Source organism: Schleiferilactobacillus perolens DSM 12744, assembly GCF_001435585.1.
GTDB classification, from domain to species: domain Bacteria; phylum Bacillota; class Bacilli; order Lactobacillales; family Lactobacillaceae; genus Schleiferilactobacillus; species Schleiferilactobacillus perolens.
The window spans coordinates 72,369-94,546 of sequence record NZ_AZEC01000001.1; the positions used below are offsets into that span (position 1 = coordinate 72,369).

Genomic DNA, 22,178 nt, shown 5'->3' on the forward strand with positions numbered 1-22,178 from the left:
CTTTATCCCGGATGGATAAAAAACTACCTCCCACTTTACCATGTTGCGCCAATGTACTGAAACGGCTTTCTTTGTATGGTGGAAACGTAAACAACGAACAGGGAGGTTCAACAATGTTATATACGGTAGTGAAAGATAATTCGTACCAAGATTCGATCAGCCTGATGATGCTGACGACGACCCTGAGTGACATGGCGGGCGTCAATAAGGTCCAAGTGATGATGGGGACGGATGCCAATAAGGACATTTTCCGCGAAGCCGGTTTGTTAACCGACGAGGCGAGCAAGGCTCAACCCAGCGATATGATGATCGTCATGGATGTGGATCAAGAAAGCCGCCAGCAGGCCGTGCTGGATGCCATCGAAGCGTATTTCAACGATATGGCGCAAAAGAAGAGCCAAGTGGGCAGCAGCGAAGACGCCCATGTGACCAACTGGCAAGACGCCCTGGATGCTTTGCCGGATGCCAATGTGGCCTTGATTTCCGTCCCCGGCATTTATGCGGCCGATGAAATCGACAATGCCTTGGATCACAATTTGAACGCATTTGTATTCAGCGACAATGTTTCCTTGGCCGATGAAGCACGGCTCAAGAAAAAGGCCCATGAAAAAGGTCTGCTTGTGATGGGTCCAGATTGTGGTACCGGCATTATCAGCGGCGTACCCATGGCCTTTGCCAATGTCGTGCGCCCCGGCAATATGAGTCTGGTCGGTGCTTCCGGCACAGGAATTCAAGAAGTGACCACTGCCATTGAGCGGTTAGGCGGCGGAGTGATCCACGCGATCGGTACAGGTGGCCGGGATCTGTCCACCAAGGTTGGCGCCCGGACCATGATGGATGCCCTGGTCGGTTTGGCTAACCACGACCAAACCGAAGTGATCGGTGTCATCTCGAAGCCGCCGGCAAAAGAAGTCCGGGATGAAGTCGTGCAATTGCTGCATGACATCCAAAAACCAGTGGTGGCTATTTTCCTCGGTGAAAAGCCAGACCACCATGAAGAAGATGTGTATCTCGCCCATACGCTGGAAGAAACCGCCAAAATCATGCTGGACCTGGCGGCCGGCAAGCCCGTTCAAGAAAACTATTATTCAGCCAAACCCCTAACCCCAGTAGTGCCTGCATTAGTGGGTAAAAAGATCAAAGGCCTGTATTCCGGCGGCACGTTGGCCTATGAAGCCGGCATGATGATCTCTGAGGCTTTGAACCTGGGCGGCATCATCAGTGCGGAAGGCTACGTGCTGAAATCTGACGGTTACGATGTGATCGATTTAGGGGATGACATTTATACCCAAGGCCGGCCCCACCCGATGATCGACCCGTCCATCCGAATCGAAAAGATTGCTGCCCTGGCCAATGATCCGGATACCGGTGTGATCTTGTTGGATGACGTGCTGGGCTATGGCACGCATCCCGATATGGCGTCGGCCCTGGCGCCGGCAATCAAGAGCGCCATCGAATTGGCGGCTCAAGACGGTCGGGAATTACACTTTGTCGGCACGATTGTGGGGACCAACGAAGATCCCCAAGATTACGGCGAACAAGAACGCGTCCTGACCGAAGCTGGCGTCACCGTGTGTGCCACAGACGCCGAAGCCGTGCGTTATGCCTTGAATCTGGTGGGCAAAGACATCCAAGAACCCAATAAGGCGGTCGTGCCCTATACAGCGGCGATTCGGCCATTACCAGAAATCAGCGAGAGTGTATTAGACATGCTGTACACCAAACCCCGGGTCATCAATGTGGGGGTCGAAAGTTTCAACGAACCAATCACGAAGTTTGGCGGCCAGTCCGTTCAGTTTGACTGGAAACCAGTGGCGGGCGGCGATCAAAAGATGATTCACTTGTTGAAGAAGATCAAGCAAGTGCAGCAAGTCGAAAAAGATAATGAAGAAATCCTCACCGCATTTAAGCAAGCCATTCCGTATTTAATTGATGTGGTTCCAGCGAAGAGTGTGATCAGCGAACTGAACGGCAACCACAAGGTCTTGCTGCATGCTGGTCCGCCCATCGATTTTGAAGATATGACGAACCCGATGCAGGGTTCCTGTGTCGGGGCAGCGCTCTTTGAAGGCTGGGCCGAAAACGAAGACGATGCCTGGCGCCTGCTGCGTTCCGGCGAAGTGCAATTTATGCCATGCCATTCCGTGCGCGCCGTGGGTCCCATGGGCGGCATCACCTCCGCCAACATGCCGGTGATGGTTATCGAAAACCGGTTAAAGAATAACCTGGCGTTCTGCACGCTGAACGAAGGTATCGGTAAAGTCCTCCGCTTTGGTGCATACTCCCAGGAAGTTGTGGACCGGTTGGACTGGATGCGGGATGTCCTTGGCCCGACCCTGTCCGCAGCGATCAAGCCCACTGGCGGCCTGAACATCAACGTGATGATGGCCAAAGCCATTACGATGGGCGACGAATTCCATCAGCGCAACATTGCCGCGAGTTTGGTATTCCTCAAAGAAGTGGCACCGTTGATTATTCAGCTGGACATTCCAGAGGATACCAAGCGGCAAGTGATCCAATTCTTGGCCGACACCGACCAATTCTTCCTGAACATCATGATGGCCACCGGTAAATCCATCGTGGACGCGGCCCGGATGCAGAAAGTGGGGACCATCGTCACGACCATGACCCGGAATGGCCGCGACTTCGGCATTCGGATCGGCGGCATGGGCGATCAGTGGTTCACCGCACCGGTGAATACGCCCCAAGGACTTTTCTTCACTGGCTTCTCCCAGGCCGATGCCAACCCCGATATTGGCGATAGCGCCATTGCGGAAACAGTGGGCTTTGGCGGCATGTCCATGATTGCGGCCCCGGGTGTCACTCGGTTTGTCGGCGCTGGCGGATTCGCTGATGCGCAGAAGATCTCCAACGAAATGATGCAGATTTCCACGGAACACAATCCGAACTTCACCATTCCCACATGGGACTTCCAGGGAACACCGTTGGGGATCGATATTGTCAAAGTAGTGGAAACAGGCATTACGCCAATCATCAACACGGGGATTGCCGGTAAAGTCGCCGGCACTGGTCAAGTCGGTGCCGGGACAGTCCGCGCACCGCTGGACTGCTTCAAGAAAGCCTTAGTGGCCTACGCTGCGAAGTTAGGTATCACGGCTGATGACGAGGAGCAGGCTGTTCAAGCAACAGTCACTGTGTAACATGGCCGGGCAGAATGAGCGGAGCAACTACATCCGCTCTTTCTTGCGTGGCGGCTTGGGGCAAGTCGACAGTGTTTTCCAGCACAGTCTCAACGTGGCGTTTGATGATGAACTGCTGCATATCGGCAGCATTGCCAGCGGTCTGTCGGTGTTTGGAATCACTTTGGCCAATGGTGAAATTGAACCGCTGCTGGCGGCTGTCCAAGTCAACGACGAAGTCATCTTTCGCCAGGGGCAATTGACGATTTACACCCGGTCGCGGATGTTCCGGTACCCACTGGATAAATTTGGGGAAAAGGACCTGCGCATTCCCAGGATGATAGTCGATCACAATCGCTTGACCCAGTTGACGGCGTTAGCGAACGAAATGCAGATCAGCGCGGATATTGGCTTGTCACAGGAAAATTATCACGTCGTTAAGCAGGGACTCACTGCACCGATGCGAACAGGTGTTTCACACACGATTGATTTCATGATTGGGCGGGGCAAAGGGCTAACGCCCAGCGGCGACGATATGCTCGTGGGCTATCTGAGTGTCCTGCAAGCCCTTCAGCATCCGGCCAATGCAATGTTTACGGCACCGTTGCGGGCTAAGGTGAATCAGCAGGCCACCACCCAGGTCAGCCGGAATTACATCACCGCCTTGCTCGACGGGTATGTGAGTGCGGATATCCTGGCACTGCTCCAAGCCCTCACTGACAATATTCCCGCAAATGAACTTGCTAAACGAATGCACACCGTACTGACAATGGGCCATATCTCAGGGCATGACACGATCATGGGCATGGTATTGGCCGCACACATGATTCTTGGAGGAAATGAAAATGGAAAATGAAAAAGCTTTGGGAGGAATCAAGGCCCGGTACCAAGCCATGAATGTGTCTCAACGATACTGGTGGAAAGTCGTCGCCCTCTGTTTCGTGGGCTGGATCCTGATGTACGCGGACCGCACGATCCTCAACCCGGTCCAAACTCTGATCGCACAAGAATACAACATCAACAATACCCAACTCGGTTTGGCCAATAGTATCTTCTTCCTGACTTACGCCGTTACCCAGATTCCCTTCGGCGTATTGGGGGACAAGTTTGGCCGGCGACTGGTGATTATGGTCGGTTTCCTGGTGTTCGGTATTATGACATTCTTCACCGGGATTGCCACGTCATTCGGTATGTTCTTATTATTCCGGGCATTGGCCGGCATGGGGCAGGGCACATATTACGGCCCGCAGTATGCCCTATCGACGGAAGCCATTCCGACCAAGGACCTGACCCTGGGCACCGCCATCATCAACAGCGGGATGGCCTTTGGGACGTCAGGCGGCTATCTGCTGTCCAGTAATCTGGTCCTGCAGCGCGGCATGTCCTGGCAAACACCGTTTTATATCATGGCGATTCCGACAATTATTGTCGGTGTGCTCTTCATGGTGTTACTGAAAGAAAAAGTCGTACGGCCGGAAGATCAGGATAGTGCGGCCACTGCGGCAGCGGCAGAAACAGCAAAACCAGCAGCGAAAACCAAGGTCATCGATTTATTCAAGAACCGGAACCTGTTGCTCGCCTTCATTCTTTGCTTCTGTTCCATCTATGCCAACTTCGTGATCATCACGTGGCTGCCGCAATTCTTACAGGCAGAACGCGGTTTTGAAGGGAACAGTGTCGGCTTCATTGCTTCCCTGGTGCCGTGGGCATCCATTCCTGGCGCCATCATCTTTGCCCGCATTTACGACAAAATCAAAAAGACCAAACTGATGATTTCAATGCTCGTACCGCTGTCCCTGCTGGCGGTCTTCGGTATCGCGTTTGTCACCAACCGGACCCTGCTCATAGTGGTCCTGATCGTCTACGGATTGACTGGGAAATTAGCCATTGACCCGATTCTGGTGGCCTTCGTGACGAAAAACGCCCCCCGGGCAGCTTTAGGCACCGCCTTGAGTGCTTACAACTTCATCGGCATGAGCGGCTCGATTCTCGCACCGTACATCACGGGCTGGATCGCCGACAGCTTTGGCTCCATGCAAATCGGTTTCTATCTGGCTGCTGGATTACTACTGGTCGGCTTGATCTGCTTCAGTTTTGCCAGTGACAAGCGCAACTTGACGACGGACTAATTGGAAAGAAGGACGTGTACGATGGAAAAAACAATTGTAGTGGCATTAGGCGGCAACGCCATCTTAGAAAAGGACCCTACCTACGAAGCACAAAAAGCGGCTGTGGAGCGTACCGCTAAGTTGTTAGTCCGCTTAGTGGAGAAAGGCTACAAAGTCATCATCACCCACGGCAACGGTCCCCAAGTCGGGAATCTATTGCTGCAGCAAATTGCCGGCGATAGTGACAAGACCCCGGCCTTGCCGCTGGACTCCCTCGGTGCCATGACCCAGGGCAGCATCGGCTATTGGCTGAGCAATTCCCTAGCAAAATATTTACACCGTGCCGGAATCCATAAAGATGTGGTGCCGGTGGTGACCCAAACTGTGGTAGACCGTAATGACCGGGCTTTCTCCCGGCCCACCAAGCCCATTGGTCCGTTCTATACAGAGGAAGAAGTGGATATTCTCAATCTACAAAACCCCATGTTTGTCTATCGGGAAGATTCTGGCCGCGGTTGGCGGCGGGTTGTGCCCAGCCCGCGACCGGTGCGGATTCTGGAAATCGAAGGCATTAAATCATTGATTGATGCGGGCCAAATTGTTATCGCGGCTGGCGGCGGCGGCGTCCCCGTGGTGGAACAAGATGACGAATTAGTCGGTGTGGAAGCGGTGATCGATAAAGACTTCACGGCAGCTAAACTGGCCGAACAAGTCCATGCCGACGAATTCCTGATTCTGACTTCAGTCGGGAATGTCTATCTGGACTTTGGCAAACCCACGCAACGCGAGATTACCCATATCGATGCCAACGCACTCAATAAGCTCATTGCCAAAAAGCAATTTGCGGAAGGCTCCATGCTGCCGAAAGTCACAGCGGCCAAAGAGTTTGTGGAAAATGTGCCCGATGGCAAAGCAATTATCACCTATTTGGATGGTTTAGAAGACTTTATTGAACACGGTGCAGGCACGGTCATCACCCGGTGGCCAGAGTCCGTCCCGGCCAAGTAGGCCTAACCTACTGGCGGCAACGAAATAGGAGAAATCAAGATGCGCAAAAGAAAACCGTTGTCCATGTCGATTCAAATCTTTGTGGCGATGATTCTGGGTATTATTGCGGGCATGCTGTTTGGCAAATCAATTGCCCCGATCAAACTGCTCGGAGACATCTTTATTCGACTGATTCAGATGAGCATTGTGTTGTTGGTCATGGGTCAAGTGATCGAGGCGGTAGGTAGTCTCAATATCAAACGGTCGGGCAAAATAATCGGCCAGTCCGTCGTCATTTTCCTCATTTCTTCGTTAGCCGCCGCGGTCTTCGGCATTGTCATGGCCGTGCTCTTCACCCCCGGTGCCGGCGCGTCCTTCAGTGGCGCCGCCAAATCCCAATACACGGCGGGTAAAATGCCGGGCATCAGTCAAATTATCCTCGACTTCTTCCCCAATAATGTCTTCGATGCCATGGCCAAAGGCTCGATCGTGCAGACGATCGTGTTCTCCTTGGTGTTCGGACTGGCTTTATCCTTGTATGTCCATCAAGAAAAGGCGACCCATTTACTGGACACCTTGCGGGAGATCAACAGTATCGTGATCCGCATGGTCGGTCTGGTGATGAAAATTGCGCCAATCGGGGTATTCGCCCTACTCGCCGCCACGACAGGCCAGATGGGGTTAACCGTGATCAAACCCATGATTAAATACTTGGGCGTTTACGGACTGGCCACACTCGTATTCCTAGGTTTATGGCTTATCGTGATCGGATTAGTGACCCGGCTGCCGCTGGGCGCACTGATCCGGCGTATTAGCCGTATGTCGATGATGGCTCTGGCGACTACCTCGTCGGCGATCACGCTGCCAGTGGCGTTGAAAGACACCAAAACAAAACTCGGCGTCAAAGACGAAATTGCTCAAATCGTATTGAGCCTGGGCATGTCACTGAATTCCAACGGCTCCGCCATGCATATGGCCATCACACTGGTAACCATCAGCCAGATTTACAATGTGCAATATTCCTGGGGCACACTAGCCTACGTCGCGGTGTTGGCCACACTCGCATCGTTAGCCAATGCCGTTGTCCCGGGCGCAGCACTCGTATCGTTGACCATCGTGGTCCCGCAGATGGGCCTGCCCATTGAAAGCATTGCACTATTCGCTGGGATCGACTGGTTCGTGGGCATGTTGCGGACGATCCTCAATGTGGATTCTGATGTGTTCACGTCGCTGATTGTGGGGCATTGGAATGATGCGCTTGACTTTCCGAAAGAGGCTGCGTTGGTGGAGGATGGTGTTTAGCTGGTCGTTGTAACAAAAATCCGGTCGTTCAGCTTTAAAATGCTGAATGACCGGATTTTTTGTACCATCTGATAGTGAAGAAGATTGTGGTCTCGAACCTTCACACATACGACAGAGGCACTGTCATTACGTGCTTATTCAACAACCTGAACAAACGGTAAAATCTCTGCTGCCAATTTCTTGAAGTCCAAATGATTCACCGTTTGCAGTGTATCGATGAAATGCGGCGGTACTGTCGGATGCAATGCCCCGCAGATTGCCGCACTGATTGCTCCGATTGTGTCAGTATCCCAACCGATCACGGCGCTCAACTCGGCCGCCCGCACCGGATCGCCATCAGCCAATTGCACCACTGCAAATGCCGCCGGAATGCTTTGCAGTGTTTCCATGCCGGTACCCACTTCTTGATAAAGCCGGGACAAGGCAGTGGCGATATTGCTTTCATCCGTCACGATTTTGCGTGCCCACTGCAATCGATAGCTGAGAGAGGCTGATGGAAAATCAAACCCAGTCGTGGCGCTGCGGTCAATGAAATCCTGCGCAATCTCCCAGACCCGATCAATCTCTGTGCCGCCCCGAACACCATAGCTGACGGCAGCAGCCACTGCACTCGCACCCTGCAAAGCCACCCGCGTGTTGTGGGTCGGTTCGCAAACTGTGTACACATCCTTAATCAGTTTGTCAGGATTGCGGTAATCAGCGAGAATGCCGATGGGTGAAATTTTCATTGAAGCACCGTTCGTGGTACCAGTGATGCCAGTCCGATGCACCGGTTCACCGGCCGCTAATGCTTTTAATGCCTTGACGGTGGAAGGACCAGATACATAGGCGGCGACGGCCGAATTGTTTGACCAAGCCGTCAGATGATCAATATACGCTTGCGTATTGATTTGACCCTGATTTTTGACAATCATATCGTGAATCATGAGTGTGTTAATGGTATCGTCGGTCACTTCACCAGCCTGTAATGTCCGGCCAAAAGTGTCGTCGACATCCGACGGCAATAATTGATGAATACCTTGAGGATAGTGCTGGACAATTTTATCCTGCGACCAGCACTCTGTCGGCATCCCCATGGCATCCCCTAGTGCACAGCCGACATAGGTACCCCAAATATGATCTACTAGCGCCATTATTGAGCCACCGCCGTTTCCTGACTGTGATTAAATGGAATCACTGTAAGCAAATCGTCACCGGCTTTGACCTTTGCTTTAGTTGTTGGCAAGATATCAAGAAAGTCCTTGGAATTAGGCACGACAAGGTAAGTTTCCGTGCTGTAATGCTTTTGTGCTAATAAAGGAAAGTCCACTTGGGCCAGCGGTTCACCACGTTTAATGGTCTGTCCTTGGGTCACGAGCGATTTGAAACATTCACCTTTTAATTCAGCGGTATTAATGCCGAAATGGATTAACAGCTCAGTGCCACTGGCCGTCGTGAGTCCAATAGCATGCCCGTCGCCTGCCACAGCGGTGACTGTGCCAGATACCGGTGCGACGATCTCATTGTTGGTAGGGTGCAACAAGATACCCTTGCCCATCGAACCAGAAGCAAAAACCTTATCGGTGGAGTTGCTGATTGCTTCAACGGTACCCGCTACGGGTGCAGCAATCCTTTCATTGTGCAGCAACGGTTGATCAGCACCATTTGCGACAGGGCTTGTTTCGCTGAAAGTGAAGTAAGTGAGCAGGAAGGACACGGCAAAAGTCACCGCCGTGGCCAACAATGCAATCCAAACGAAAGCAAAGCTGCCGGTCTTTGGATTGATGTACGAAACGAAACCGAGTACGCCAAATGAGAAGGCATACTGGCGTGCGCCAGCTAGAGCCATGATAATCCCACCGGCCATGCCACCTAACATGGAAAAGACGAACCGTTTTTTCACCGGCAAGCTGAAACCATAGATGGCGGGTTCAATGATACAGAACAGTCCGGAAATCATTGCTGGAATAGCCAATGCTTTTTGATTCTTATCCCGAGTCTTCAAGAAGACCGCTAGGACAATTGCTGTTTGAGCAAAGTTGGCCGTGAAGGTCATGGGGAAGATACTGAAGTCATACCCTAAAGACCCCATGTTGGCGAGGGCAACCGCCGTCAAAGCCCAGTGCAGTCCAAGAATGACCAACGGCTGATAGAGCAGGGCCACGACAATGGCAGCCAGCAGCGGGGCAAAAGCATAAAGCTGTTCAACACCATTGGTGATTAATACGCCCAAAACGTTAGTGACTGGTCCGATCACTAACATCGAGATAGGACCAGCGATGAGGATCGTGAGGAAATCATTCAAATTGTGGGAAAGAATTTCCGGAATAACCCGTTGCAAGACCTTTTGTACTTTGGAAGCGAAGAACGTAATAAACAAAATTGGAATGACAGTTGATGCATAACCGCCTTGCGGGAACAAAATTGGAATGCCAAAGAAGGTCTTATACACTTTGGTTGCGAAAATCGTATCCGAGAATAATGTATACAGGGCATGTTTGGCCACCAACCCGGATGTGAGTTCAGGCAGGACCAAAGTGGCGCCCAGTAGTAGACCAACGAAGGGTTTCAAGCCGAATGCCTTGGCACTGGTATAACCCAAGATTACTGGGAAGAAGTAAAAGGCGGCCTGACCAAGGGCGTGCAGAATAATGTAGGCCCCATTGGTTTCACTAACCACATGTGTGGCCACTAGTAATGCGAGAATGCCCTGCAGCAGACCAGAGGCAGTTAAGATCCCCAGCACCGGAGTGATGCTTTTCGTAATAATTGCAATGAGTTTGTTCAAAGCACCCTTGGGTTCCTGTTTCTCGGCAGCTTCTTCCGAAAGCCCCAGCTTGCGCATTACCTGGTCATAAACCGCAGCCACACCTGTGCCGATAACGACTTGATACTGACCAGGTGCGGTTTGCGCCGTCAAAATGTCGGGCGATGTTTCAAGAATAGCGGGATCTGGCTTGTTGTAATCATGCAGCACAAAACGCAATCGGGTCATACAGTGCGTGACGGAACTAATGTTACTGGGGCCGCCCACGTTTTTGATGATGAAGCTGGCCAGTTTCTGACTATCAACCACTTTTTTCTCCTCCTTAGACTAAAAAACGGGCAATACTCAAACACGAAAAGAAAACTCTTCCCTGCTTGAGTATTGCCCGTGAGGTTACAATCTCAACAATATTATTGAATTAGGCGCTGCACGTGCAGAATGAGGTAGGCCTGTTCTTCCTTATCCACAGTGGTGTGCAACCGATTCCCCAAATAATGTACCACATCCGCCACACATTTGGTAGCCTCCGGATAAACTTTTTTGATCTGATGATAAAGTTCGGATTGAGTGTATCGAGATGCTTTGTTTTTCAATACATGCTGGATGAAGTAGCGCAAATGCACTACAAACCGTGAATAATTCAAGGAATCTTGGTCCAGTTGAATAGTAAAGAAACGTTCAACGATTTGGGTCACGTTAGCAATAATTTCCACGGCAACTTCCGCATCGTTTTGGGTCTGATTCTCCTGACCATTAACGAAATGCAGGGCGATAAAACCTGCTTCATCCTCCGGCATCTGGATATTTTCGTAGTATTCGATGGTGTCAAGGGCGTGTAGTGCAGCCTGGAACTCTTGGGGATAAATATGCTTAATTTCCCACAATAAAGAATTCGTGAGTGACTGATCAGCGTGGTATCGCTGCAAAGCATAATTGATGTGGTCAGCAATCCCGATGTACGTCATGTCATTAAATACACAGTGAAGTTCCGTTTGTGCTTCTTCGACGATCTTGTCCGCCAACTTCAAGTGGTTCACAGGCACTTCGGCCAACAGCTGTACATATTTGTTGGTCGTATCAGGCGAATCAGCCACGAAAACCCGATCAATTTTTGCTTCATTGACCGGATCGCCTATTTTGGACTGAAAAGCAATTCCCCGACCGAGTACAACTTCGTCGAGTCCAGTGGTGGTACGGGCCAGAATGACGTTGTTGTTAAATATTTTTTTGATTTTCAAGATGCTCGCTCCATTTTTGCTGTGTCGTCCCTTCGATGCCCACAGTTTATCATATTAATCAGAATTTTAAATTGCTAATTTGCCGATAAGTTTCGTAAATAAAGCGTTAACCATCGATTTGTACTTGACAGTAGCCAGAAAGATGAGTGCAACATCTTAATTATGTGCGCGAAATCCTAAGATTAATCGCTTACATTCAAAATGTAAGCGCTATATGATAAGGCTGTGGTGCTTTACAGAAAATAAATAGGAGGCGGTCAAAGGAGTCGGGGACGAGAGCAAGTGGGAAGGATTTCTCTGTTTTTCAAGACGAATGGAGGAAACATCGAAATGAAGAAAATGTTTAAGGTAGGTCTTGCGTTAGCTGCCGCAGCAGGGATGTTGGCACTAATGCTGGCCGGCCATGGTGGGACTGCGCACGCGGCTGATACGACGGAGCAAGCTCCACAGTTTATGGTTTATTATCGGGCGTGGCGAGACAAGGAAATGCAAGGTGTGAATACAAACTTACCGGATAAAAACACTATTGCAATGACGGACTTACCGACTGGTATTGATATTGTCAATGTATTCAGTTATGTACCACCCGAGCAAGCAGGGATGGAAAAACAGTTTTTTGATACGTTGAAGTCGACTTATGTGCCGGCTATGCATGCGCGTGGGGTAAAACTGGTTCGAGCATTAGATTACAGCGGCTTAACGAATATTTCCAAACAATATGGTAGCGACCCAACGGATGAACAGTTTGACACATACGCCAAGGGGTTGCTACATGATTTATCTGAACAATGGGGATTAGACGGTATTGATATTGACATGGAGAAACAAGTGTACGAGACCACCCCTGCGCAAGTAAAGCTTTCTGACGGTGTGGTTAATGCACTATCCAAGTATATCGGGCCAAAATCCGGAAACCCAGATACTCGGTTTATTTACGACACAAACGGGACAAACATGAATCCGTTTCAAAATGTTAAAGATGCGTTCAATTATCTTGGGTATCAACAATATGGCGCTAGATCAAACCGGACTGCCAGAGCCGTGGCGGCGTATGAGGGAATTGGATTTACCAAGGATAAATTCTTGGTAGGAAATTCGTTCCCTGAGGAACAGGACACCACTGATTGGGGAGATACTAAGCCTGACTATGTAGGAAGTAATATCTATGACATTGCCAAGTACACACGGGAAAATAATCTAGGCGGCATGTTCCTTTACGCAGTAGACCGTGACGGACGGGACCACGACGCGGATATTAACAGTATTTTACCAACCACTTTCTCCTGGACTAAGGCAGCTCTCGAAGAGGTTAAGAGAGTTACGTTAGATCAGGCCAAAGCGATCGCAAATTACTATTTAGACCAAAACAAGGGCCAATGGACGGCGGACCAAATTAAGACCGCTCAAGAAACCATCACTAATGGCACAAACATCTATGATGTGAACAAAGCGTTCTTAAACACTGTATACGATCAATCCCTCAGCCCCACCTTTGATCCGCTTGCTGTTAAGAAACAAATGGAAGACGCCGCGGCTCTTGATGCAGCCAAGCAAGCGGCCTTAGCCAACATCGACGCAGCCGCAACAGCTGCCAAGGTCGCCATCGACGGCCAAACCACCTGGTCAGATTGGGCGAAGAAAACAGCCCAAACTAATGTGGATAATGCCGTCGCGGCAGCTAAGAAGGCCGTCAATGGGGCGACTGATGTCGCTGGCGCCAATACTGCTGCTACGCAGGGTGTTCAGCAAATCGAAAAGGCTGCGTCCACGCGGCCAGTACCGCCGACACCACCAGTACAGTATCCTGATCCTGCTTTCACGTTTGCTACAAACTGGGTGAAAGACGCTACTGTGACCCAAGGCCATGACTTTGATCCGACTGATGGGATCTATGCGTGGACAAACAATAATTACACGACCAAGATTCCGGTCAAAGATTGGCAAATTGTCGGCAAAGTGGATACCAGTAAAGCAGGTACGTACACTTTGACCTATACGATAACCAATGAGTTTAGTCGGACAGCAACCTATACGCGGACCATCACTGTGGTTGCCGATACCTCGACGAAATTCACTGATATCAACGAAATCATTTACGTCCAAACAACCAAGGCCAGCCAGTACGCCTATAACGACCAATTTAAGGAAGACGGCAAACTGGCCGGGTTGATGCTCGGTTCTGCTTGGCGGACTGCGCGCAAAGCGGTCACGGGCAACGGCGACACCTACTACCAAGTCGGTGCTAATGGTTGGTTGAAAGCCAGTGATGTCACCCTGACAACAGTTGTCGACGAAACTGGGATCGTCCAAGTGACTAATGATCAAGGCGCTGGTACCGTTGATAACCTAACCAACGGCCAAAAGGTGCAGACTCTTAAGAACGGCACCGCCTGGCGTTATACCGCTCGGGCCGGGGACTATTACCTGGTCGCGGATCGGCAATGGGTTAACGCTAAAGACGTGACTGTGACTCCGACACCTACTTCCGGTATTTTTAAGGCTGGTGCCAAAGGAGCTGCCTTGTATAATGGCGCTGGTGAAAAGCAGAGCCGCACATTAGCAGCTAAAACCGAATGGCGCATCACAGGTGTGAAATGGATCAGCGGCCATGCGTATTACCAGGTAGCCAAAGATCTATACGTGCAAGCAGCAGACGGCGTGATTGTTTACAACGTCGGCAAACAAACTGTCCAGTTGTATGACAATCAAGGCAACACTGTGAACGCGGTTCTCGGTGCCCAAACCAGCTGGCGCGTTACTAGTGCAGTGTCGCGTTTAGGACATTTGTATTATCAAGTGGCGACCAATCGGTTTGTGCGGATTTATTAATTTCGTGAGCTAGTGTGAAGTCAACGGATAGTCCTCAGACTTTTCTGGGGACTATTTTTGCATAGGCTGATGGTTTTCGAGAACTGGTAAAAATTAGTCAATCAAAGAATGCCGATCAGCAAGGAATATTTGTAGGAAGTGGAATACCAGTTGAGTCCACTCCGGAATCATGTTCCAACAATAAGATTGGTCATTCCAAGTTTAATATCTGTTGAACGGTGCATTCAACGCACAATTTTGCGCATGGTGACAGATCTGACATATGTGAGGTATCATAGCTATCGACATTGGATTGTTTCTGGTACCATTTGTGATGAGTAAGACTTAAGTGTACGAGTTTGGGAGGAAAAAATGGGAATTATTTCGAAGGGCGAGTGGATTGCTAAGGATATTCAGTATCGGATTTTTGAACAGCCAGGCAAATTCGATCAAATCTTGTCATCAGAGCGCCAATTATCAGTGGAATACGAAGTATCACGGAATACGATTCGTAATGCAATCACGATTTTGGAAAATCGCGAAATTATCCAGCGAGACGGAAAAGAGTATCGCTTATTGCCGACCAAAGAAGATTTTGAAACCCTTGAGATTATGGGAAAACAATCCTGGCGGACTCAAAACAATGTTGTTCTGGATACGAGCTTTGAGACCAACAAAGTGCAATCTCAAGAGCTCATGCAACCACTTGGAACAAATGTGCGCAAAGTATCCTATATACGAACTTTGGCGGATTCGAATACACCAATTGGAATTGAAACGGCCGTATTGCCAACGAAGGCACTGGATGACGAAACTGTCGCGAACCTGCATTATCAATCAATCCTGTTGTTCGTCGGGAAACAATTCAGTGAGGCCTTTTCCGAGGAATATCAGCAGGTCAATCTGGAGCATGCTGATGAAAAAATGGCACAGCTGCTTAAGGTGCACCGAGGAGAAGTTGTCGTTGACAGGCATTCGCTATTTGTAAGCAAAGACAATTCTATTTTTGTGGAACTAAAATCGAGTATCTTGCCTAGATTCAGTGTAATTGTGCAGCCTGATCAAGATATCAATACAAAGGTGGATGGATTTGTTGAATAATGAGTTTAAGGCGCCCCTTTACATACAAATCGAAAGCCTTATAGAGAATAAGATTGTGGGACAAGAATATCTGCCGGGTGAGCGTCTTCCAGGTGAACGCGAATTGGCCAGTACTTATGGGGTTAATCGAATGACGGTTAAACGGGCAATTAACAACTTGGTTTCGCGCGGTTTTTTGATCCGCAAACAAGGAAGCGGCACCTACGTAAAATCACATGGGGTCGGTGATAAGTACTATTTCGATTTAGCCTTCACGAACGAGCAATCGAATGCGGGTATTTCTGAGTTATTGGCAAAAAACGGAATAAAAGTCAGTAACCAGATTTTAGGACGAGAAATGATCGTGCGGTCGCATTTCTTGGCAAAAAAGTTGGGACTCTCAGCAGACGACGAGATCTTTGGACTTCATCGGGTACGAAATATTGATAATGAACCCTTTGCTGTCGAATATAATTACTTGCCTGGAAGTTTGTTTGCTAATGCGATGGAGATTGACTTTCAGACAATTGGGCTTTATGACTACATGAACTCCAAAGGAGCGCAACCCCGTCATGTTTATCAACGAATACAAACCTTGCGCGCAATGGAAAAGGAAGCAACTTTATTACAAGTAGACAAGGGTGATTGGCTTTATTTGATTCAGTACCAAAGTGCAGATCAGGAAGGCCGCCTTGTGGAATATACGGAAAGTTTTTTAAATCCGGAAAAGGTGAATCTGAAATTTACCGTTGTAAAACCCTCTATCTGACAGGCAATTAGAAAAAAACTGCGAATAAATTTCGCGGTTTTTTTATTTTCCCAGAAAAAGCGCTTGCATTTACTTTTTGCGGTGGTATATTAATTGGTGAAACCGAATTACAAATAGAACCACTTTGAAGGGAGTGAATTTTTATGCGGATGCAGGATTACGTCCGTTATTCACCCGAACAGTTAGCAAAGAACCAATCTCAAGGAGAAAGGTTAGTCAGAGGGATTGTCCGTGTATATCGGAAGAGGACAGTTAGCTCGTTGGTCCTGGTGGCTTCTGGATCATCATTAAATGGGGCGATGATGGTTGCTCAATACTTGATGAAGGCTACCGGTAAGAATGTCATCACTATTACACCTGAATCGATACTCGCTGGTGGCGCATTAATTGATGAGCATAGTTTTGTCATCGTGATTTCCCAAAGCGGTGCCTCAACGAACATTATCGCGGCGCTTAAGTATTTTCAAGATGAAGGCATTGAGACGGTTTCATTGACAGGAAATATTGAATCGCCAATGCGTGAATATTCCGATCGGATTTTTGATTATGGTGTCGGTAATGAATACGTTGATTTTGTCACAATGGGTGTCCAAACCCTAGTTGAGTTCTTTTTGATGTTTGGCTTAGCTCTTGGTAGCGACGGTATTTCTGAAAGCACGTTGAAAGACCTTGGTAACACTATCCGCGATCAAGACACAGTAATCAACACAGCGGAAGCGTACATCAAGAAGCACAAGCTGCAGTTAGCGCAGCAACAACCCGCATTCTTTGTAGGCAATGGACCAAATTATGGCGTCGCAAAAGAGGGCGCTTTAAAGTTTCAAGAGGCCTTGAAGCGGCCCGCCATGTACTATGAGCCGGAAGAATTTCTTCATGGACCAGATATGCAGTTGTCACCGGATTATACGGTGTTTTTGCTAGATGATTTGAATACGGCTTCTCGATTTGATGAAGTATTTACCGCACTACATTTGATTACACCAAATATCCATTTTGTCACATCACGTTATTTCTCGGAAAAGGTTCCAAACGATGTCATCAATATTCCTGGAGCTTCAAGTTCCGAGTTAGTCCCTTTGCTCACGTTGCCAGTGATTCAATTAATTTCAGCAGAGATGGCGGATATCGGTCAAACATGGGAAACAACACCATTCTTTGCCGAGTTTGATCAGAAGATTGCGATCAAAACGCAGGACTACCAAAAAGAACTGAAATCTATTCAGCAAGAGTGGGAAAAAGATCAACAGAAATGAGGCTAACACAGTGACTGAGGTTGTGATTGCTACACATGGGTATTTGGCTAAGGGACTGAAGGACTCTATTGAGTTCATTTTAGGGAAGCAAGAAAAACTGATGGCTGTACCGGCCTATACAGATGATTGCTTAGATCCAAAATCCAAATTCAAGCAAGTGATTGCGGAATTTCAAAATGAGGATATTGTGTTCGCGACTGATGTTTTTGGCGGGAGTGTGAATAACGACCTCCAACAGTTATGCCACGGACGTAACAATCTTCATCTGGTGACTGGGGTAAACATGCCGATGCTTTTGCAGTTAATGATGAGTCTGAATGGTGGTAGTACAGAAACAGCAATTGAGGAAAGCGTTGAGGCGGGGAAAAAAGGAATTGTGAACTGCGACAACTCAACAAATCAGTCAGTTACTGACTTTGACAGTTTTTAGGAGGGAAGAAAACATGATTAAGATGATTCGCGTTGATTATCGACTATTGCACGGTCAAGTCGCATTCTCGTGGACGCAGGCAATCGGCGCTGATGCACTATTATTGGTCAGTGATACGGTAAAAGATGATCCATTACGCATGCAATCATTGCTTCTGGCAAAACCTGAAGGTACTAAGGTGGTTGTGAAAAATACTGAAGAGGCGATCCAGGCTTTGACGAGTGGCGTCACGGACAAATATAAACTCTTCATTATCTGCGAAACCCTATCAATTGCGGAACAAATTGCGAAAGCAGTGGAAATGAAGCAGATCAACGTGGGCAATATCGCCTATGGGGAGGGGAAAGTACAAGTGAGCAAGAGTGTTTTCCTAAATCATCAAGACGCAGAACTGCTCAAGAAGATGGTCAACGAGGGATATGATCTTTATATTCAGATGGTTCCGTCAGAGGTAAAGATTAGCGCAGCAAAGGTGCTAAAAGAGGTGTCATAAAATGATCATCAAAACAGTGTTGATTTTCTTAATCACGCTTCTTGGATATTCTGAATGGCTCCTCGGTACAAGCTTTGTACAACGCCCCATTATCCTAGGCCCGCTTGTTGGGTTAGTGATGGGAGATATCAATCAAGGTATTATTATGGGCGCAACATTAGAGTTGGCCATGGTAGGGGCTGTATCAATTGGTGCGTATAATCCGCCAGATTTGATTGCGGGGACGGTTTTAGGCGTTTCGTTAGCAATCCAATCGCACGCCTCGGTGGCGGCATCGTTAACTCTAGGTATTCCAGTAGCAACGATTATGCTGGCGATGAATACAGCTTTTGGTCAACCGTTAATGCTCATCTTGATTCACCGAATTGATAAAAACGCTGCGAAAGCCGATACTGCCGCGATGACTAGAAATATGTTACTAGCGGGTTATGCCCAAAACTGGTGCGGTATTATCTTTGTACCACTAGCATTTTACTTTGGCTCATCGTTTGTGACGACTCTCTTAGGCAATGTGCCTGATTTTATTCAAACAGGTATGAACATTGCTGCAGGTCTGCTGCCGGCACTTGGTTTCGCAATGCTGGGCCAAATGATCATGAATAAGAAAGTGGCCGCATTCTTCTTTCTGGGATTCTTCATGGTCGCCTATGGAAAAATATCGACCACCGGAGTTGCCATCTTTGCGGTTTTAATCGCACTCATTATGTATATTTTCATCGATAAAGAGAGTGCCAGTAAAACTGGAACAGAAAGCAATGCCGTTCCAAATCAACACGCAGAAGGAGGCGGGTTCGATGAGTTTTAGTCTTAAACCAGCATACGACAAGACAATCCACAAGAGTGATCTTCAGCGATTATTTTGGCGCACGATTCCCTATGAGCATTCCTGGAACTATGAACGAATGGGCAACGTCGGGTTTGCATGGGCATTGATTCCAATATTGAAAAAGCTGTATCCAGATAAGGCTGATTTCTCGAAGGCTTTAAAACGGCACCTTGAGCTTTACAACGTGACACCGTATATCGTGACGTTGCCGTTGGGCATTGCAGCAGCGATGGAGGAAACAAATGCTGCAGATACAACATTCAATGAACAATCGATCAGTGACGTTAAGCTCGCCCTTATGGGGCCTTTAGCAGGAATTGGTGATGCTTTCTTTTGGGGCACACTCCGTATTCTTGCGACCGGTATCGGGACAACTTTAGCGCTTAAAGGAAATTTGTTGGGACCAATTCTTTTCTTCCTGGTATTTAATATTCCACATTACTTGATTCGGTATTATGGGACATTTGTGGGGTATGGATTGGGTTCAAGCGTCATTGGCAAAGTACAGAGTTCAGGAGTAATGGCAAAGCTGACAAAGTATGCCTCAATTATTGGCATGATGGTTGTTGGCGCAATGACGATGGAAATGGTCAAGGTTGATTTCGTTACCAAAATTGGTATTGGTAAAAGCTCAACCTCCATTCAGTCGTTGATTGATGGTATTTTTCCTGGCGTGGCCACGCTTGCGCTGTTTGGCCTAATGTATTGGTTATTGAAGAAAAAGGTTAACCCGTTAATGATCATGCTGTTGATCTTGATTGTCAGCATTGGTGCGGCGTATTTTAAAATCTTAGGTGCATAACCTGACGAATAAGGGGTTTTGGAAATGTTAAAAAATTTTGATGTTGATAAGTATTTAAATGGCGGTAAAGAAACCTACGCACAACGGCAAAATATCGAAGCACTTGCCGACGAGCTAGCACAAAAGGATTACGACAATGTTGTGATGGTCGGAATTGGTGGCACATGGATGGAATGGTATCCGGTAGCAATGTATCTGCGCCGGCTTTCCAATTTTCCAGTGTATTTGGAAAACGCGGCAGAGTTCGTATTGAGTAAGGACAAACCATATTTGAGCCAAAAATCACTGGTTCTTACTGCATCAGCGTCAGGGACCACTAAGGAAATTCTTGAAGCGGTTAAATACTGCAACCGCAAGGACATTGATGTTTACGGATTTACGAAAGATGAAACGACACCGTTGGATAAATTGTTGAAAAAGTCGATTTACAATCCAATGGGTGATTGCGAGGATTCCTACCTGATGTACTTTATGCTAACCTTACGCATCTATGAACAATGGGGGCACTTTAAAGAATACAAACGGTGGGCGGATCAAATGGCAGTTCTGCATGAAAACTTGCTCCGCTTCAGAAATGAATTTGAACCGCGTGGGGAAATAATTGCGCAGAAATATCATGATGCGCCATTGACCATGATTGTCGGTTCTGGGATGTTGTGGGGAGAAACAGCGCTGTTCTCAATGTGTATTCTGGAAGAAATGCAGTGGGTACGTACACGACCAGTCACCTCCGCAGAATTTTTCCATGGCGCATTGGAATTAGTTGATAACACACTCCCAGTATTCTTGGTTAAGGGTGAAGACGAATATCGGCCACTGGATGAACGTGTGGAGAGATTTGCAAAACAGCACACGGATAAGTTTGAAGTATTTGATACCAAGGACTTTGTTTTCAACGGTATCGATGATGATTTTCGTCAAATTTGTTCGCCAATGATCGTGACTGCCATTTTAACCGAACGCCTCGCCGCACTATACGAGTTAAATACGGGTCATAGTCTGGACTTCCGCCGTTACTACCGTCAATTTGATTACTAGAAGGTTCCTTTTGAGTGAGCAGACCATTTGCTTTTGTGAGCAAATGATCTGCTCACTCTTTTTGCCAAATATTTCTAATTCCATATTGGCATTCACCCCGACCTATGGTACCCTTACCAAGTAAACGTTTACGTGGAGGAAATCAAATGCCAACCATCAAAGACATCGCCACCCAAGCCGGCGTATCAATCGCCACCGTTTCCAGAGTGTTGAACAACAGAGGCGGGTACACCGAAGAGACCCGGAAGAAAGTCATGCGCGTTGCGGAAAATATGAATTATTACCGTAATGAGATGGCCGCTGGACTCAAAAAAAGTGCGGCGCGGATTATCGGGTTAATTATGCCAAAGTCATCGACGCTGTTTTATGGCGACATCATTGAAGGCTTGGAGTCGGTGGCGCAGCAACGTGGGTATGGCGTCATTATTGCACATGCCAGCGGGGACGGTATTAATCTCAGTGAAATCATCAGCATTATGGCGGAACGGCGGGTGGAAGGCCTGGTCATTGCGTCGTTTGCCCTGGCCCAGAACGTGATCACGCAGATTAACGGCCTGCCTTTTCCGGTCGTATTGGTCTCCACCCAGTCAGACGACAGCATCCCGTATATCAAAGTTGACGATGAGGCGGCAGCCTTCGACGCCACTGAATATTTAATTCAACATGGCCACCAAAAGATTGCGATTGCTGGTCCCAATGTCACGGATAAGATTGCCGGAATGACGCGGATCAAAGGATACGAACGCGCGATGATGAAGCACCACTTGCCGATCGATCCGAATTGGATTTTTTACGGCGACTTTTCATTTGAGGCCGGGATCCACGCCATGAAGCACTATTTCCAACTTAGTAATCGGCCTGAGGCAGTCTTTTCTGTATCGGATGATACGGCCATTGGGATCATGAACACGGCGATCCAAGAGGGACTGCAAGTGCCCGCCGACATTGCCGTGATCGGGTACGACAATACGCGGGTGGCGAGAATGGCCAACCCGGCACTCACGGCGATTAGCCAGCCCTTTTTCCAGATGGGTGAAAAGGCTGGCAACAAAATCATGAGTGCTGCGGCAGACAATATACCGATTCAATCGGAAATTCTACCGCATACGATTGTAGAACGGCAGTCAGTATAATTTTTTACCGGTGACGTAAACGTAT

The 22,178-nt window shown here is 48.3% G+C and carries 18 protein-coding genes; 15 read left to right on the forward strand and 3 right to left on the reverse strand.

Annotated features, from left to right (window positions below):
• Positions 1 to 113 precede the first annotated feature (113 nt).
• Genes FD09_RS15805 through FD09_RS00335 form a run of 5 tightly spaced genes read left to right on the forward strand, consistent with a single transcriptional unit; the run spans position 114 to position 7,537 of the window.
• Positions 114 to 3,161 (forward strand): bifunctional FdrA/YlbE family protein, encoded by a 3,048-nt coding sequence (locus FD09_RS15805; protein WP_083487353.1) that lies wholly within the window; start codon positions 114 to 116, stop codon positions 3,159 to 3,161.
• 1 nt (position 3,162) lies between these two features.
• Complete coding sequence (locus tag FD09_RS00320; RefSeq protein WP_057817113.1) at positions 3,163 to 3,996, forward strand: oxamate carbamoyltransferase subunit AllH family protein; 834 nt, start codon at positions 3,163 to 3,165, stop codon at positions 3,994 to 3,996.
• Positions 3,986 to 5,269: an MFS transporter gene (locus FD09_RS00325; RefSeq protein ID WP_157053631.1), complete on the forward strand. Its 1,284-nt coding sequence runs from the start codon at positions 3,986 to 3,988 to the stop codon at positions 5,267 to 5,269. Before FD09_RS00320 ends, FD09_RS00325 begins: the two co-directional genes overlap by 11 nt.
• A gap of 21 nt (positions 5,270 to 5,290) precedes the next feature.
• Positions 5,291 to 6,256: a carbamate kinase gene (gene arcC / locus FD09_RS00330; RefSeq protein WP_057817117.1), complete on the forward strand. Its 966-nt coding sequence runs from the start codon at positions 5,291 to 5,293 to the stop codon at positions 6,254 to 6,256.
• A gap of 39 nt (positions 6,257 to 6,295) precedes the next feature.
• On the forward strand, positions 6,296 to 7,537 hold the full coding sequence (locus FD09_RS00335; protein ID WP_057817119.1) for a dicarboxylate/amino acid:cation symporter: 1,242 nt from the start codon (positions 6,296 to 6,298) through the stop codon (positions 7,535 to 7,537).
• 134 nt (positions 7,538 to 7,671) lie between these two features.
• Here FD09_RS00335 and FD09_RS00340 read toward each other — a convergent pair whose 3' ends face one another.
• The 3 genes from FD09_RS00340 to licT form a co-directional block, all read right to left on the reverse strand.
• Positions 7,672 to 8,670, reverse strand: a complete 999-nt coding sequence (locus FD09_RS00340; protein WP_057817121.1) for an ADP-ribosylglycohydrolase family protein — start codon at positions 8,668 to 8,670, stop codon at positions 7,672 to 7,674.
• The gene (locus FD09_RS00345) at positions 8,670 to 10,592 is read right to left on the reverse strand and encodes a beta-glucoside-specific PTS transporter subunit IIABC (RefSeq protein ID WP_057817123.1); all 1,923 of its coding nucleotides are present in this window, start codon (positions 10,590 to 10,592) and stop codon (positions 8,670 to 8,672) included. Before FD09_RS00345 ends, FD09_RS00340 begins: the two co-directional genes overlap by 1 nt.
• 101 nt (positions 10,593 to 10,693) lie before the next feature.
• Positions 10,694 to 11,521 carry a BglG family transcription antiterminator LicT gene (gene licT / locus FD09_RS00350; protein WP_057817124.1) on the reverse strand — a complete coding sequence of 276 codons (828 nt, stop codon included), beginning with the start codon at positions 11,519 to 11,521 and terminating at the stop codon, positions 10,694 to 10,696.
• Positions 11,522 to 11,851: 330 nt separating this feature from the next.
• On the opposite strand from licT, the gene FD09_RS15810 reads away from it, so the two are divergent.
• From FD09_RS15810 to FD09_RS00400, 10 genes are all read left to right on the forward strand, one after another.
• Positions 11,852 to 14,350 carry an EndoS/ChiA family endoglycosidase gene (locus FD09_RS15810; protein WP_083487357.1) on the forward strand — a complete coding sequence of 833 codons (2,499 nt, stop codon included), beginning with the start codon at positions 11,852 to 11,854 and terminating at the stop codon, positions 14,348 to 14,350.
• Between the two features lie 351 nt (positions 14,351 to 14,701).
• Entirely contained in the window at positions 14,702 to 15,430 is a 729-nt protein-coding gene (locus FD09_RS00360; protein WP_057817126.1) for a GntR family transcriptional regulator, read from the forward strand.
• Positions 15,423 to 16,178, forward strand: coding sequence for a GntR family transcriptional regulator (locus tag FD09_RS00365; RefSeq protein ID WP_057817128.1), 756 nt, complete (start codon positions 15,423 to 15,425; stop codon positions 16,176 to 16,178). The genes FD09_RS00360 and FD09_RS00365 overlap by 8 nt, the downstream gene beginning before the upstream one ends.
• A gap of 143 nt (positions 16,179 to 16,321) precedes the next feature.
• Complete coding sequence (locus tag FD09_RS00370) at positions 16,322 to 17,431, forward strand: SIS domain-containing protein (RefSeq protein WP_083487360.1); 1,110 nt, start codon at positions 16,322 to 16,324, stop codon at positions 17,429 to 17,431.
• A 10-nt stretch (positions 17,432 to 17,441) separates the two neighbouring features.
• Entirely contained in the window at positions 17,442 to 17,861 is a 420-nt protein-coding gene (locus tag FD09_RS00375; RefSeq protein WP_057817132.1) for a PTS sugar transporter subunit IIA, read from the forward strand.
• A 13-nt stretch (positions 17,862 to 17,874) separates the two neighbouring features.
• Entirely contained in the window at positions 17,875 to 18,354 is a 480-nt protein-coding gene (locus FD09_RS00380; protein WP_057817134.1) for a PTS sugar transporter subunit IIB, read from the forward strand.
• Position 18,355: 1 nt separating this feature from the next.
• Entirely contained in the window at positions 18,356 to 19,159 is an 804-nt protein-coding gene (locus FD09_RS00385) for a PTS mannose/fructose/sorbose/N-acetylgalactosamine transporter subunit IIC (RefSeq protein ID WP_057817136.1), read from the forward strand.
• Positions 19,149 to 19,982, forward strand: a complete 834-nt coding sequence (locus FD09_RS00390; protein ID WP_057817138.1) for a PTS system mannose/fructose/sorbose family transporter subunit IID — start codon at positions 19,149 to 19,151, stop codon at positions 19,980 to 19,982. The genes FD09_RS00385 and FD09_RS00390 overlap by 11 nt, the downstream gene beginning before the upstream one ends.
• A 24-nt stretch (positions 19,983 to 20,006) precedes the next feature.
• Positions 20,007 to 21,020: an SIS domain-containing protein gene (locus FD09_RS00395; RefSeq protein ID WP_057817140.1), complete on the forward strand. Its 1,014-nt coding sequence runs from the start codon at positions 20,007 to 20,009 to the stop codon at positions 21,018 to 21,020.
• A 146-nt stretch (positions 21,021 to 21,166) separates the two neighbouring features.
• Positions 21,167 to 22,153, forward strand: coding sequence for a LacI family DNA-binding transcriptional regulator (locus tag FD09_RS00400; RefSeq protein ID WP_057817142.1), 987 nt, complete (start codon positions 21,167 to 21,169; stop codon positions 22,151 to 22,153).
• Positions 22,154 to 22,178 lie beyond the last annotated feature (25 nt).